Genomic DNA, 15,429 nt, shown 5'->3' with positions numbered 1-15,429 from the left:
TGTTTTGGTGTTTTGTATAAACGTAATATATCATGAAATATTATTGTACTTTTGACTTAATTTCGTGAAAAACTAAAATTTTATACTAATTTCTAACGTTAAACGTTATTAAAATAATGAAAAAAACAGTCGTATTCCTTTTGGTTTTGGTTTCAACTTTAAGTTTTGCCCAGCAAAAACAATTTAAATTAGATTGGGATGGATATGTTACAATTTCTACAGGACGTTTTTCTGTTCAGGTACCAAGTTTTAATGCAGAGTATTTTGATTATAGTATCGAGAAAGGAGTGAGATTTGTTTCTAAATGGCAACTAAGTAGCTCTATAGACGAATCTTCTGCGCAATTAGAAAATGTAACATATACCGCAATCTCTAAATCTGATCTAAAAGGATTAGATGTTAGCACTATTCCTAATAATATAGAGTTTACTTTAAGAAAATCTGTGGCGCGTTTTAAAACTTACGGGTATTTAGAAGTATCTCCTATTATTAAGGATGGTGAAAATTCTTATAAAAAAATTACGTCCTTTAATCTTGTGTATAATACCCAAACTTCTAGTAGAAGTAGTTTGTCTGTTTCAGCTGTTCCTAGTATTTCAAGTTCGGTTTTAAAATCAGGAGAATGGTATCAGTTTTTTGTTGATACTACAGGAGTGTATAAATTGTCTAAATCGTTTTTAAGACAATTGGGGGTTAGTGTAAATAGTGTAAACCCAAAACAATTCAAAATTTATGGTAATGGCGGGAGTATGATTCCGTACGACAATGCCGATGTAAAATATTTTGATATTGTAGAAAATGCTATTCAAGTGGTTGGAGAGGCTGATGGTTCTTTTGATGATGATGATTACATATTGTTTTATGCCATTGGACCGAATGGTTATAATGAGCAGAGTAATACAAATATTAATTGTTATACGACGCAAACCTCTTATTTTTTAAAAGTAGATGGTGTAGAGGGAAAACGAATTCAAGCCTTTACAAGTTCAAATGCAAGTCCAAATCTTATAGTAAATACACATCAAACTTATGTGTTTCATGAGGTAGATGAGTATAATTTGGCACAAGTAGGAAGACGTTGGTTTGGGGATCGGTTTGATGTAGACTTGCAACAATCTTTTTCTTTTGAAATTCCAGATCTTGTAACCTCTGAATCTGTTAGGTTAAAAACCTATGTAGCATCAACCTCAGATAGTGCTTCAAGCTTTGATGTTTCTGTAAATGGTACATCTATGGGAACTTTAAATTTAAATGGAGTTAGTGATCCCACTTTAGCTAGTGGAGCATCTTTAAATACATTAATAACAAGCAGCAGTGATAATATTGTAGTGAGTTTAAATTATAATCAACAGTCTAATCCAAGTGCATTAGGATATTTAGATTATATCTCTTTAGAAGCTACGCGCGCTTTAAAATTTAATGGAGAACAATTTGGGTTTTACAACTTAGATGTTGCATTAAATAGTGGATATGTAGAATATCAGTTAGAAAATGCTTCAGGTGTTTCTCAGATATGGAATGTCTCAGATCCGTTTTCAATAACTTCTTTAGCCAATTCAACTGCAGAATCTACTTTTAGTTTTGTTAGACCAGCAGGACAATTAGAAACATTTGTTGCTGTAACAGCTTCAGATTACTATACGCCTACACGAGAATCTAATACGCGTATTGAAAATCAGGATTTAAAAGGAACTGTATTTTTAAATGATGCCGGAGAATTTCAGGACGTAGACTATATTATAGTAGCTCCAACAGAATATTATACTCAAGCAGTAAGGTTAGCTGCTATTAATAAAGCGCAATATGGGTTAAATGTAAAGGTTGCGACTTTAGATGCTATTTATAATGAGTTCAGTACCGGAAATCAAGATATAGCCGCAATACGTAATTTTATTAAATATGTGTACGATAATGCAAGTAGTCCTAATAATGCAATAAAATATTTGTGTATGTTTGGAGATAGTTCATACGATTATAAGGGTAGATTATCTAGTAATGCATATTATGTGCCGTCTTGGCATGAATATAATAGTTTTAGTTTAACAAGCTCCTATGTGTCTGACGATTTTTATGGGATGATGGATGACAATGAAGGGGGTATGGAGACTTCAGATCAACTAGATATTGCTTTAGGACGAATTCTTGCAGATAATCCTTCGCAAGCGAAAGAGATGGTCGATAAAATTGAACGTTATTACCAAGAAGCATCTTATGGTAGTTGGAGAAATAGTGTGATTATGGTTTCGGATGATATAGATGATTCATGGGAATATATTTTAGAAGAAACCACCAATCAAATTGCTGATGAAATTTCTGAAAAGAAACCGTTTATTAATGTCACAAAAATTCATTCAGACGCTTATAGCCAAGAGTCTTCTTCTGGAGGCGATCGTTATCCTGAAGTTAATGAAGCGATGATTAGTGCAATGCAAAATGGTGCGTTATTAGTTAATTATTTTGGACATGGAGGCGAAGATGGTTTAGCAACAGAGCGTATTTTTATGGCTACAGATGCCGAAGATTTGTCTAATAAATATAAAATGAATTGTTTTGTAACGGTAACTTGCGAGTTTACTCGTTTTGATAATCCGTTGCGGGAAACTGCAGGAGAAATAACCTATTGGAATCCAGAAGGTGGCGCAGTAAGTTTGTTAACCACAACACGAGAGATATTTGTAAGCGTAGGTATTTCTTTCAATACAATTTTAACAGAGTATCTGTTTTCGTATAATACAGAAGATGGTTATGCTGATGATGAATATCCATCAATGGCTGAAGCTTTACGTTTAACTAAAACCAATTCTTCTATTTCTTATTCTAGTCAGAAACATTTAGTATTTTATATTGGAGATCCAGCAATGAAATTGGCTATCCCTAAACCAAACATAAAACTTACCGCAGTAAATGGTAAAGCTGTATCCGGCACCATAGATCAGTTAAAGGCGTTAGATAAAGTAACCTTTTCTGGAGAGGTTACAGATACCTCCGGAAATTTATTGTCAGATTATAACGGTATTTTAACTTCAATAGTTTACGATAAAGATATCAGCAGATCTACTTTGGGAAATGACGGTACAGTTGTAGGGGACGAAATATATATTATGGATTTTGCCACGTTAGGTGAGATTATTTTTAGAGGACAAGCATCTGTAGTAGAAGGTAAATTTAGTTTCGATTTTGTAGTTCCTAAAGATATTGGGGTTCCAGTGGGTTCTGGTCGGGTTAGTTTTTATGCCAAAGCAGAAGAGGAGTTAAATGATCAATCTGGATCTAGTGTAGATGTTATACAAGTAGGAGGAATAAATGAAAATGCAGAAGAAGATAATATTGGACCAGTAATAAGTCTTTATATGAACGATGAAAATTTTGTGACGGGTGGTATTACGAACGAGTCGCCTTCTTTATTAGTAAAATTAGAAGATGAAAATGGGATTAATACCGCTAGCGGTATTGGTCATGACTTAGTAGCTGTATTAGATGGAGATGAAACAACACCGTACGTTTTAAATGATTATTATCAAACAGAGGTAGATGATTATACTAAAGGTGTAATTACTTATCCGTTTAGAGATTTAGAAGCCGGATTACACACTCTAACGGTTAAAGCATGGGATGTGTATAATAATTCTTCTACTTCCGAAATACAATTTGTAGTGTACGACGAAAGCGAAGGTTTAATCATTACAAATGTGCTAAATTATCCTAATCCCTTTGTAAATTACACAGAATTTTGGTTTAATCACAATAGTTCGGGTACTTTAGACGTTTCTATACAAATCTTTACAGTCTCCGGAAAATTAGTTAGAACTATTAACGGACAAACAAATAGCACAGATTGTTGTAATGGAGGCAATTCAACATTGTCACGAGATATTGTTTGGGACGGTCGCGACGATTTTGGAGATAGAATAGGAAAAGGTGTTTATGTATATAAATTAAAAGTACGTTCACAAACACTAAATAAAACCGTTGAAAAAATAGAGAAACTTGTAATCCTCTAATAAACATATATATTTGTAACATAAATTAATTAAATGAAAACACTACTTTTAGGAATACTTTTTGTACTAGTAACCTTTAATATACAAGCGCAAAATCCAACCATAATTATCCCAAATGATCAAGATACTAGAGTTATTACAACAGGAGTTCCTTTCTTACTTATAGCTTCAGATGCACGAGCAGCGTCTATGGGAGACATGGGAGTAGCAACGTCTGTAGATGGATTTTCACAACAATGGAATCCTTCAAAATATGCGTTTTCCGAAGCCAAATCAGGTGTGGCTATCAGTTATACACCTTATTTAAGTAAGCTGGTAAATGATATATTCTTAGGAGGTTTTTCTTATTATAATCGTATAAACGAAAGAAGTGCTTTTGCTGCAAGTTTTAGATATTTTTCTTTAGGAGATATAGAATTTACAGAAGATGAATTTTCAGAACCTATCGTACAACGTCCTAATGAATTCGCTTTAGATGCGTCTTATGCCTTACGATTAAGCGATCAGTTTTCAATGGCTGTAGCCATGCGTTACTTGCGTTCAGATTTAAAACTTAATGTGGGCGATGTAGATGCAGAGGCAGCAGGAACTTTTGGTGTTGATATAGCGGGGTATTACCAAAGTGAAGAAGAAGCTTATAACGATTTTAATGGCCGTTGGAGAGGAGGATTCGCTATTCAGAATATAGGTCCGAAGTTCTCTTACGAGGAGGGGGGAGTTGAAAACTTTCAGCCAACAACCTTACGCTTAGGAGGTGGTTTTGATTTTGTGTTAGATGAATATAATACCATAGCTGTTACTACAGAATTTACTAAGTTATTAGTGCCAACACCTCCAATTTATGGCACCGAATACGAATATAGTGATGAAAATGGAAATGGTGAATATGACGAAAATGTAGATATTTTAGGAGATCAAGTGTCTGAAACAAATGGAGTTTTTTATCAAGGTCAATCTGATGATGTTAATTTTATGAAAGGTATTTTTCAATCATTTGGAGATGCGCCGGGCGGATTTAGTGAAGAAATGCAAGAGTGGACATGGGCTTTAGGTGCAGAATATATGTATCAAGACTCTTTTGGATTTAGAATGGGGTACTTTCATGAATCAGAAGAAAAAGGAGCCAGACAATTTTTTGCATTAGGAGCAGGATTTAAATATAATGTAGTAAATATAGATTTATCATATTTATTTTCAACTTCTAAAGTGACAAGTCCGTTAGAAAACACATTGCGTTTCTCATTAACGTTTAACTTAGGTTCAGGAACGTATTACGAGTATTAGTACGATTACTTTTACTCTATAAGTTTAAAAACTATTGCGTTATGCAATAGTTTTTTGTTTTAAATAGTTTTATATCTTTAGAAATAAGAATTTAAGAATATTTGTTAATGAAAATAATTAAAATAGAATCAGAATTTGAAGTATATAACGGTTTAAACGAAGTGCCAAAACAGGTTTCAGAGCTTATGGTGTATGCTGCAGACGCGCGTTTAAAAGCCTATGCACCTTATTCTGAATTTTTAGTAGGTGCGGCAATATTGTTAGACAATGGAGAAGTAATTACAGGTAATAACCAGGAGAACGCTTGTTATCCATCCGGGTTGTGCGCAGAACGCACAGCAATATATTATGCAGGTGCTAAATATCCAGATGCTAAAATTGTTTTAATGGCACTGGTTGCAGGATCTACAAAACATAAAACAACTACACCTGTACCACCATGTGGAGCATGCAGACAAGCGATCTCAGAATATGAGGTAAAACAAGATTTGCCTATAAATATTTATTTTATGGGAGAGACAGGAGAGGTAATTCATTCTAAATCGTTAAGTAATTTATTGCCATTTGTTTTTGAAAAGGCGATAATATAAAAAAAATATTCATTTTTTTACTTGATTCGGTTTTAGTTTAAAGCCTAAAGTGTTACTTTTGTTTCTCGTTTTTAAAATAGCGCAACTCATGCAAAAAATCACAAAGGAAACATACATTAAATGGTATGAAGACATGTTGTTTTGGAGAAAGTTTGAAGATAAACTTGCTGCCGTATACATTCAACAAAAAGTAAGAGGATTTCTACACTTATACAATGGTCAAGAGGCCGTATTAGCAGGTGCTTTACATGCTATGGATTTGTCTAAGGATAAAATGATAACCGCATACAGGAATCACGTACAGCCAATAGGTATGGGCGTAGATCCTAAACGTGTAATGGCGGAATTGTTTGGGAAAGGTACAGGGACATCTCAAGGTTTAGGAGGTTCTATGCACATATTTTCTAAAGAACACCGTTTTTATGGCGGACATGGTATAGTTGGTGGACAAATTCCTTTAGGAGCTGGAATAGCTTTTGGTGATAAATACCATGGAAGTGATGCCGTAACACTTTGTTGTTTTGGTGATGGTGCTGCTCGTCAAGGTTCACTTCACGAATCATTTAATTTAGCTATGTTATGGAACTTACCTGTTGTTTTTGTATGTGAAAATAACGGTTATGCAATGGGTACTTCTGTGAAACGTACCGCAAATCACGAAGATATTTATAAATTAGGTTTAGGTTACGAAATGCCATGTGCTCCTGTAGATGGAATGGACCCAGTTAAAGTAGCTGAAGCATTTGACGAAGCTATTCAAAGAGCTCGTAAAGGTGGAGGACCAACATTTTTAGAATTAAAAACGTATCGTTATAGAGGACACTCTATGAGTGATGCTCAACATTATCGTACAAAAGAGGAAGTAGAGGAATACAAGAAAATAGACCCTATTACTCAAGTTAAAAATATTATTCTTGATAAAAAATATGCTTCTGAAGCAGATTTAAAAGCTATTGACAAGAGCGTAAAAGAACGTGTGTCTGAATGTGAGAAATTTGCAGATGAGTCTCCATATCCAGATAAGAGCGTTATGTACGATGTTGTTTACGAACAAGAAGATTATCCATTTTTACAACATAAAATATAAGCTATGGCTGAGATTATTAATATGCCACGTTTAAGCGATACCATGGAAGAAGGTACTGTTGCTACGTGGTTAAAAAAAGTTGGAGATAAAGTATCTGAAGGAGATATCCTTGCAGAAATTGAAACAGATAAAGCAACTATGGAGTTTGAATCCTTCCATGAAGGAACCTTACTTTATATTGGTGTCCAAGAAGGTGAAACTACAAAAGTAGATGAATTATTAGCTATTATTGGTGAAGAGGGCGAAGATATCTCTGCACTAACTAGTGGAGGCACTGCTCCAGCAGCATCTGAAGAGGCTGCTCCTGAAGCACAAGCTGAAGAAACATCTGCTCCTGCTGCAAGTGCAGAAGTACCAGAAGGTGTTGTAGTTGTTACTATGCCACGTTTAAGTGATACTATGGAAGAAGGTACTGTTGCTACATGGTTGAAAAAAGTAGGTGATAATGTAGAAGAAGGAGATATCCTTGCAGAAATTGAAACGGATAAAGCTACAATGGAATTCGAATCTTTTAATGCAGGTACCTTATTATATATTGGATTACAAGAAGGCGAATCTGCTAAAGTAGATTCTTTATTAGCTATTATTGGTCCTGAAGGAACAGATGTGTCAGGAGTCGCAAGTAATTTTGGTTCTGCTACTGCGGCAGCTCCTGCTAAAGCAGAAGCTCCTAAAGCTGCTGCACCAAAGGCAGAAACACCAAAAGCCGCTCCAGCACCAAAAGCTGCTGCTCCTGCAGAAACACCAAAAGTTTCTAAGGATGGTGGACGCTTATTTGTATCGCCTTTAGCTAAAAAAATAGCAGAAGAAAAAGGATTTAATATTGCAGACATTCCAGGAACTGGTGAAGGTGGTCGTATTATTAAACGCGATGTAGAGAACTTTGTACCTGCCGCTGCTGCATCTGCTGCAAGTGTTAGTTCAAGTGCAATGTCTGTAGGAGAGGAGAGTTTTGAAGAAATTAAAAACTCTAACATGCGTAAAGCTATTGCTAAAAATTTAGCGAAATCTAAATTTACAGCACCTCATTACTACCTTAATGTTGAGTTTGATATGGACAATGCAATTGCATTCCGTAAGGAAGTAAATGCAGTTCCTGACACTAAAATTTCATTTAACGATATCGTGGTTAAAGCTACTGCAATGGCATTAAAGCAACACCCTCAAGTAAATTCTCAATGGTTTGACGATAAAATGAAATTAAATCACCATGTACACATTGGTGTAGCGGTTGCTGTAGAAGATGGTCTTGTTGTTCCTGTTGTTAAATTTGCAGACGAGCAAAAATTAACTCAAATTGGTGCAGCTGTAAAAGATTTTGCAATTAAAGCTAAAACAAAAAAATTATCGCTTGCAGAAATGGAAGGTAGTACTTTTACTATCTCTAATTTAGGAATGTTTGGTATAGATAGTTTTACTTCTATTATCAATCAACCTAATTCAGCAATCCTTTCAGTTGGTGCTATTGTTCAAAAACCAGTTGTTAAAGATGGAGCTATCGTAGTAGGAAATACTATGAAACTTTGTTTAGCAGCAGATCATAGAACAGTAGATGGTGCTACGGGAGCTCAATTCCTACAAACATTAAAAGGATTTATTGAAAATCCAATCTCAATGTTATTATAATCTGGAGATTAAGATATATTAAAAGAAAAGCCATCATTTTTTGATGGCTTTTTTTATGTGTAAAATTGTTAAGCTATTTAATAAAGTCATTAGAAATACTATGTCTATTCATAATAGGCAAGTATCTTTGTTACTAAATGTAATACAATAAAAATAGATTATTACTGTATGAAAAATGTTATAATTACAGGTACAAGTAGAGGGATAGGTTTAGAACTAGTAAAATATTTTGCAAAAGCTGGACATCAGGTACTCGCTTTGTCTCGGAATAATAAACCAGTTACAAACTTAAACTTAAAGAATGTAGAAGCTTTTTGTTTTAATTTGGGTGAAGCATCAGATTTTAAAAACGTAAAAACTTATGTCAATGCAAATTGGAAACAAGTAGATATATTAATACATAATGCTGGGGTTTTAATTAATAAACCGTTTTTGGAGTTAACACCAACAGATTTTCAAGATGTATATACTACAAACGTTTTTGGAGTAGCAGAACTAACCCGAACACTATTACCTTATATGAAAAAGGGAAGTCACATGGTAACAGTTAGTTCTATGGGCGGTATTCAGGGCAGTATGAAATTTCCTGGTTTAGCAGCGTATAGTTCTAGTAAAGGTGCTGTAATTACGTTATCAGAATTATTAGCAGAAGAATATAAAGATAGCGGAATAGCCTTTAATGTTTTGGCCTTAGGAGCTGTGCAAACAGAAATGTTAGAAGAAGCTTTCCCTGGATATAAAGCTCCAATTACGGCTGATGATATGGCACAATATATTTTTAATTTTGCTCTCACAGGAGCGACGTTTTATAATGGTAAAGTTCTACAAGTTTCATCTACAACACCTTAATTATGAGTAAATATAAATGTGTGATTTTTGATTGCGATGGCGTACTTGTAGATAGCGAAGCCATAAGCAATGGTATATTAGCAGATATGGCTAATCAATATGGTGCTAATTTAGATTTAAATGCAGCTCTTAAATTATTTAAAGGGTGCTCTATGGAAATGTGTCTCGATAAGATTAAAGCTATAGTTACATCACCTATACCAGATGATTTTGAAGCAGAATATAGACGATTAAGTGTAGATGCATTTAAATCTCAAATTAAGCCCATAGCAGGAGTAAAAGAAGTGGTGGAAGAATTACATCGTCTTAATATTCCGTTTTGTGTAGCTTCTAGTGGGTTAGAATCTAAAATGCGATTGAATTTAGAATTAACAGGCTTATTAGAATATTTTGAAGGTCATTTATTTAGCTGTTATACTATTCAAAAATGGAAACCAGATCCAGCCGTATTTTTATGGGCTGCAGAGACAATGGGTTTTTTACCTAATGAATGTGTAGTTATAGAAGATAGTTATTCTGGAGTTACAGCTGCTAAAGCTGGTGGATTTGACGTTTTTGGATTTACTGCACACGATATTCATGATCAATTGAAAGGTAATGCTACTTTAGAATTTGAAGCGATGAATCAGTTAATTTCTTTAATTCAGGAAGCCAAGTAAAAGCTGTTTTTATAAATTAAAAAAGATTAATTTTACCCGAAATTTTCCCTTAACATGCAACATACTACAAATACTATACTAATGGTTCGTCCAATAAATTTTAGGATGAATGAGCAAACAGCTGTTAATAATTATTATCAACACGCTATGAAAGGTGTGTTGCCTGAAACAGTAAATGCAAGAGCACAACATGAATTTGATGTATTTGTAGAAAAATTACGAGGCATAGGTTTACATGTTATTGTAATAAATGATACAAAGACGTATGATACTCCAGATGCTATATTTCCTAATAATTGGATTTCTTTTCATGAAAAAGGAACAGTAGGTTTATACCCTATGTTTGCAGAGAATAGACGTTTTGAACGTCGTGAAGATATTTTAGATGTTTTAGAGGATGAAGGCTTTGTAATTCATGATGTTATGGATTACACTAGTGCAGAAGATGAGGGAATATTTTTAGAAGGAACAGGGAGTTTATTGCTAGACCGTGTTCATGGAAAAGCTTATTGTGCGCTTTCGCCTAGAGCAGACGAAGATTTATGTATAGAATTTTGTGAAGATTTTAATTACTTTCCTATAGTTTTTACAGCTTATCAATCTGTTGATGGAAAACGAAAACCAATATATCATACTAATGTTATGATGTGTTTGGCAGAAACTTTTGCCGTGATTTGCTTAGAATCTATAGACGATAAAAAAGAGCGCAAACAAGTGCTTCAACATTTAAAAGAGAGTAATAAGGAAGTCATTGCTATCACAGAAACTCAAGTGCAACATTTTGCTGGAAATATGCTTCAAGTAAGAGGGGCCAATAACGAGTTATTTCTTGTTATGAGTAGCTCTGCTTATCAATCTTTAACAACGCAACAAATTAGTGCCATAACAAAACATTGTAAAATTGTACATAGTTCTTTAGATACTATAGAGGCATGCGGAGGTGGTAGCGCTAGATGTATGATGGCAGAGGTCTTTTTACCCTACTTGTAGTTCCGGTTTTTTTTGTTTAGATTTAGGTAATTCTACAAAAAATGTAGATCCGGAATTAACAATACTCTCTACCCAAATTTTACCATGGTTTAGATCTACTAACTCTTTACAGATGGAGAGTCCTAGACCAGTGCCTTTTTCATTTTTAGTTCCTTTAGTAGAAAATGTATTACTTTTAAAGAGCTTGCTTAAATTATTTTGAGTTATACCTATACCTGTATCTTCAATACTAATTATGGATTTACCATTATTGATTTGATTTGAAATAGTAATTGTATCTCCTGCTTTAGTGAATTTTACAGCGTTGGTTAGTAAGTTTTGTATAACAATCTCCACCATACTGTAGTCTGCATATACAAAATCACGTAAAGTGTTGTCTACCAATTCAATTTGTTTATCTGCAAGTTTATGTTCAATTAGCTTAATTTTATCTAAAACTACTTCTCTAATATCAAATAATGTGGCATTAGGTTCTAACGATTCCATTTGTGATTTAGACCAGTTTAAGAGGTTAAATAATAATAAAGATGCGTTATTAGCATTTTCACTTAATTCCGGTATTAGTCTATCAAATTCTTGTCGGGTTAAAGAACCGTCTTTTAATAAATCGATAAAACCATTAATAGAGGTTAAAGAATCTTTTAAATCGTGAGATACGATTGAAAATAAGCGGTCTTTAATATGATTAATGTTTTCTAGATGAGCAGATTGTTCTAGAATGGCCTTATTCTGGATTTCTATTTTTTTGTTTTTTGCTTCAAGGTCAAGCGTATATTTAATACGTCTATCTCGGTTTAAATAAATAAGTACTAAAAAAGTAGAGACTATTACAAAAGCTGCTAATAGCGCATAGGTGATAATTTGTAGTCTATCAAATTTTTTCTTGTTATCGCCTATTAAAGGCTGATCTGTAGAGGCAGTAGCGTTAGGGTTAAATTGAGATTGTTGTTGCAGGTTGCCTATACCTTGATATGTGTTTAATTTAGATGTTTTCGCAGCTTCAATACGGTTTAAACTATCTTTCAAAGCATAGTATTTTCCTTGCCACATAAATGCACGTTGGTACTGGTGCTGTATAGAATCTACAGTTTTTAAAAGGGCGTAATTTTTTAGTTCTTCAGTTTTGTTTGGTGTGCTTTTTAGAAGTGTATATGCTTCATTCAGTCTATGTTCAGCAAGACTAACTTTACCCCGTTTATAATTTAATTCTCCACAATTATTTAAGGTTTCAATTAAACCTAGGCTACTTTCTGTTTTTCGGTTTAAATTTATACTTTCTGAGAGGTAAATTCCAGCTTTATCATAATCTCTAAATTGTAAATATTCGTACCCTAATTTTGGTAAAATATCAGCTCTAATAGAGTCATTATTGCTATGGTCTAACATTAAAATACGTTCATAATATTCTATAGCTTTTCTATGTTCTTTTTTATCAGAATATAAGGATGCTAAATTTTTAATAACTTCAATTATAGCATTTTTGTTGCCGTTTACTTCTTCAATTTCTAAGCGTTTTAAATTAAACTCTATAGCTTTATTAAATTTTCCGTTGTTAAGATATGCTGTAGCTAATCCTTTATAGGCGTCTTTAAGTTCTTTTTCCAGATGCCTTTGTTCAAATTCATCAATAGAAGACAATATATATTCAATTCCTTGTTTGTAATTACCTCTAGATATCTCTATTAACCCTACTTGGTTGTTTATTCTAGCAATAGCTAACGAATCTTTTAAATTACTATACAAAGTTTTAGCTTCGGAGAAATTATTTATAGCATTTACATAATCTTCTTTTTTATTATAGATTAATGCTTTTAAATACGAAATACGGCTTAATCCCTCAATGTAGTTTAATTTCGTAGCTAATTTGTCTGCTTCTAAAACATACTTTAATGCTAGGTTATAATCTGTATGGTTGTATAATTCTTCAACAAGTTCAATAGATGTTTTTATTTTAGAAGTTTCAGTTTTCTGAAAAGCCAAAGCCACAGTTAAACTATCTATATTTTTGGTTTGTGAATAACCAAAACATACAGATAAAAGAATAATTAAATAAATTATCTTTTTCATACAGGCACAGACATACCTTAGTTATATGGAGCAAATTTTAAAATTTGCTCCATATAACTAAGCGTAAGTAATTAAGATTTGTTAGTTAAATCTTCTCCCTCACAAAGAAGATTTGTTAAAATAATAGCATAATATTTTTCAAAGTTATAAAATGTGTATTATAAATATAATTTAAGCGGTTTAATGCCAATTTATTAGTTGAAATGTTAACGGACATGTTTGCCTGTTTTAAAGCTCTCGATTAACGGTCAAAATCATAGAAATAATGTCATTTTTTAAAAACGCCCAAAATTTATAAAAGATATATAAGTTCTATAATAAGCTTTTATTTTACTAGGTTTTAATTAAAGAATATTGGTCTTGATAGGGGAAAGAATAAATAATAAATATATAATATTTAGATGTACGCAAATTAATGTATACCTCATGCAAACCTTCTTATTAATATGATAAAAATAGTATCTTTGCGCTCTTAATTAAATCAATTATAATGAGTATACAAGAGTCTTTGTCGCAACATGTAAAGCAAGCCGTCGCATCTATTTATAATGCAGAATTAGAATCTGTAGAATTTCAATCTACTCGTAAAGAGTTTGAAGGAGACATTACTGTGGTTGTTTTTCCTATGTTACGCGTAGTAAAAGGTAATCCTGTGCAAATAGGTGAAGCTATAGGAGAATATTTACTAAATAAAGTAGAAGATGTTACTGGTTATAATGTTGTAAAAGGGTTTTTAAATATTGTAATAGCAGATTCCTATTATCTGAACTGGTTTAACACCATTAAAACAGAGGCTCGTTTTGGATATAAACTTCCAGATGCAAAAGATAAAGCAGTTATGGTTGAGTACTCTTCACCAAACACTAATAAACCTTTACACTTAGGACATATTAGAAATAACTTATTAGGATATAGTGTTGCAGAAATTTTAAAGGCTTCTGGTAAAAAAGTATATAAAACACAAATTATAAACGATCGTGGTATTCATATCTGTAAAAGTATGTTAGCCTGGAAACGTTTTGGTAAAGGAGAAACTCCTGAAAGTACACGCTTAAAAGGAGATAAACTTGTAGGGAATTATTATGTAAAATTTGATCAAGAATATAAAAAAGAAATTGAAGCTTTAAAAGCGGATGGTCTGTCTGAAGACGAAGCTAAAAAACAAGCCCCAATTCTTTTAGAAGCTCAAGATATGTTATTAAAGTGGGAAGCAGGAGATGAGGCTGTAGTATCGCTTTGGAAAACCATGAATCAATGGGTTTACGACGGATTTGAAGTAACATATAATGATTTAGGTGTAGATTTTGATTGTTATTATTATGAAAGTAATACCTATTTATTAGGAAAAGAGTTTGTTGCCGAAGGTTTAAAATCTGGAGTATTTTTTAAAAAAGAAGATGGTTCAGTTTGGTGCGATTTAACTGATGAAGGGTTAGACGAAAAAATTGTACTAAGATCTGATGGGACAGCAGTTTATATAACTCAAGATATTGGTACAGCCATACAACGTATAAAAGATTATGAAGATGTTGGAGGTCTAGTTTACACGGTAGGTAACGAGCAAGACTATCACTTTAAAGTATTGTTTTTAATTCTTAAAAAGCTTGGTTTTGATTGGGCAGAACATCTATTTCATTTAAGTTACGGAATGGTAGATTTACCTAGCGGAAAAATGAAGAGTAGAGAGGGAACTGTTGTAGATGCCGACGATTTAATTTCTGAAATGGCTGAGACTGCAGGAGAAATTTCAGAAGAATTAGGGAAATTAGATGGTTATACGCAAGACGAAAAAGACCAATTATATAGTACAATCGGTTTAGGGGCTTTAAAATATTACATCTTAAAAGTCGATCCTAAAAAGCGTATTTTGTTCGACCCTAAAGAATCGATAGATTTTCAAGGAAATACTGGACCATTTATTCAGTATACCTATGCTAGAATACAATCTATTATTAGAAAGGCAGATTTTGATTATACTGTAAATACACCAAAAATAGATTTACATGAAAAAGAAAAATCGTTATTAAAGCAATTGCAGTTATTCCCAGAAACCATTCAGTTAGCAGCAGCTCAATTTAGCCCTGCTATTATTGCAAACTATACTTACGATTTGGTTAAAGAATTTAATTCGTTCTATCAAAACGTATCTATTTTGGGTGCAGATAATTTAGACGAAAAAATATTTAGAGTGCAATTGTCTCAGGCCGTTGCTACTACTATAAAAAATGCATTTAGTTTATTGGGTATAAATGTGCCAGAACGCATGTAAGTAACCT

10 protein-coding genes are annotated in these 15,429 nt (G+C 33.1%); 9 read left to right on the top strand and 1 reads right to left on the bottom strand.

The features are described from left to right. The first annotated feature begins 116 nt into the window (after positions 1-116). The 8 genes from porU to ctlX all read left to right on the top strand — a co-directional run bounded on the left by porU (position 117) and on the right by ctlX (position 11,086). Positions 117-4,001 carry a type IX secretion system sortase PorU gene (gene porU / locus FNB79_RS01410; RefSeq protein ID WP_143379603.1) on the top strand — a complete coding sequence of 1,295 codons (3,885 nt, stop codon included), beginning with the start codon at positions 117-119 and terminating at the stop codon, positions 3,999-4,001. Positions 4,002-4,034: 33 nt separating this feature from the next. Next, positions 4,035-5,285 carry a type IX secretion system outer membrane channel protein PorV gene (porV, locus tag FNB79_RS01405; protein ID WP_143379602.1) on the top strand — a complete coding sequence of 417 codons (1,251 nt, stop codon included), beginning with the start codon at positions 4,035-4,037 and terminating at the stop codon, positions 5,283-5,285. Between the two features lie 107 nt (positions 5,286-5,392). Then, positions 5,393-5,875, top strand: a complete 483-nt coding sequence (locus FNB79_RS01400) for a cytidine deaminase (protein WP_143379601.1) — start codon at positions 5,393-5,395, stop codon at positions 5,873-5,875. A gap of 88 nt (positions 5,876-5,963) precedes the next feature. After that, the gene (pdhA, locus tag FNB79_RS01395; RefSeq protein WP_143379600.1) at positions 5,964-6,962 is read left to right on the top strand and encodes a pyruvate dehydrogenase (acetyl-transferring) E1 component subunit alpha; all 999 of its coding nucleotides are present in this window, start codon (positions 5,964-5,966) and stop codon (positions 6,960-6,962) included. A 3-nt stretch (positions 6,963-6,965) separates the two neighbouring features. Continuing rightward, positions 6,966-8,588 carry a pyruvate dehydrogenase complex dihydrolipoamide acetyltransferase gene (locus FNB79_RS01390; protein ID WP_143379599.1) on the top strand — a complete coding sequence of 541 codons (1,623 nt, stop codon included), beginning with the start codon at positions 6,966-6,968 and terminating at the stop codon, positions 8,586-8,588. Between the two features lie 168 nt (positions 8,589-8,756). After that, on the top strand, positions 8,757-9,437 hold the full coding sequence (locus FNB79_RS01385) for an SDR family NAD(P)-dependent oxidoreductase (RefSeq protein ID WP_143379598.1): 681 nt from the start codon (positions 8,757-8,759) through the stop codon (positions 9,435-9,437). A 2-nt stretch (positions 9,438-9,439) separates the two neighbouring features. Beyond that, complete coding sequence (locus FNB79_RS01380; protein ID WP_143379597.1) at positions 9,440-10,096, top strand: HAD family hydrolase; 657 nt, start codon at positions 9,440-9,442, stop codon at positions 10,094-10,096. 54 nt (positions 10,097-10,150) lie between these two features. Further along, on the top strand, positions 10,151-11,086 hold the full coding sequence (gene ctlX / locus FNB79_RS01375) for a citrulline utilization hydrolase CtlX (RefSeq protein WP_143379596.1): 936 nt from the start codon (positions 10,151-10,153) through the stop codon (positions 11,084-11,086). On the opposite strand, the gene FNB79_RS01370 is transcribed toward ctlX, so the two are convergent. Beyond that, the gene (locus FNB79_RS01370) at positions 11,072-13,153 is read right to left on the bottom strand and encodes a tetratricopeptide repeat-containing sensor histidine kinase (RefSeq protein WP_143379595.1); all 2,082 of its coding nucleotides are present in this window, start codon (positions 13,151-13,153) and stop codon (positions 11,072-11,074) included. The two genes, ctlX and FNB79_RS01370, sit on opposite strands and share 15 nt — an antisense overlap. Positions 13,154-13,643: 490 nt before the next feature. Between FNB79_RS01370 and argS the strand changes: the two genes are divergently transcribed. Continuing rightward, a complete protein-coding gene (argS, locus tag FNB79_RS01365) occupies positions 13,644-15,422 on the top strand; it encodes an arginine--tRNA ligase (RefSeq protein WP_143379594.1) in 1,779 nt (592 codons plus the stop codon). Positions 15,423-15,429: the final 7 nt, after the last annotated feature.

Origin of the sequence: Formosa sediminum (assembly GCF_007197735.1) — a bacterium.
GTDB classification, from domain to species: Bacteria; Bacteroidota; Bacteroidia; order Flavobacteriales; family Flavobacteriaceae; genus Formosa; species Formosa sediminum.
This window is presented reverse-complemented; position numbering and strand designations above follow the sequence as displayed.

What these genes read in the sequence shown, in the direction of transcription:
- porU (WP_143379603.1), top strand. Translation starts at nt 117, where the DNA reads ATGAAAAAAACAGTCGTATTCCTTTTGGTTTTGGTTTCAACTTTAAGT.
- argS (WP_143379594.1), top strand. Translation starts at nt 13,644, where the DNA reads ATGAGTATACAAGAGTCTTTGTCGCAACATGTAAAGCAAGCCGTCGCA.
- FNB79_RS01385 (WP_143379598.1), top strand. Translation starts at nt 8,757, where the DNA reads ATGAAAAATGTTATAATTACAGGTACAAGTAGAGGGATAGGTTTAGAA.
- FNB79_RS01370 (WP_143379595.1), bottom strand. Translation starts at nt 13,153, where the DNA reads ATGAAAAAGATAATTTATTTAATTATTCTTTTATCTGTATGTTTTGGT.
- porV (WP_143379602.1), top strand. Translation starts at nt 4,035, where the DNA reads ATGAAAACACTACTTTTAGGAATACTTTTTGTACTAGTAACCTTTAAT.
- pdhA (WP_143379600.1), top strand. Translation starts at nt 5,964, where the DNA reads ATGCAAAAAATCACAAAGGAAACATACATTAAATGGTATGAAGACATG.
- FNB79_RS01400 (WP_143379601.1), top strand. Translation starts at nt 5,393, where the DNA reads ATGAAAATAATTAAAATAGAATCAGAATTTGAAGTATATAACGGTTTA.
- ctlX (WP_143379596.1), top strand. Translation starts at nt 10,151, where the DNA reads ATGCAACATACTACAAATACTATACTAATGGTTCGTCCAATAAATTTT.
- FNB79_RS01390 (WP_143379599.1), top strand. Translation starts at nt 6,966, where the DNA reads ATGGCTGAGATTATTAATATGCCACGTTTAAGCGATACCATGGAAGAA.
- FNB79_RS01380 (WP_143379597.1), top strand. Translation starts at nt 9,440, where the DNA reads ATGAGTAAATATAAATGTGTGATTTTTGATTGCGATGGCGTACTTGTA.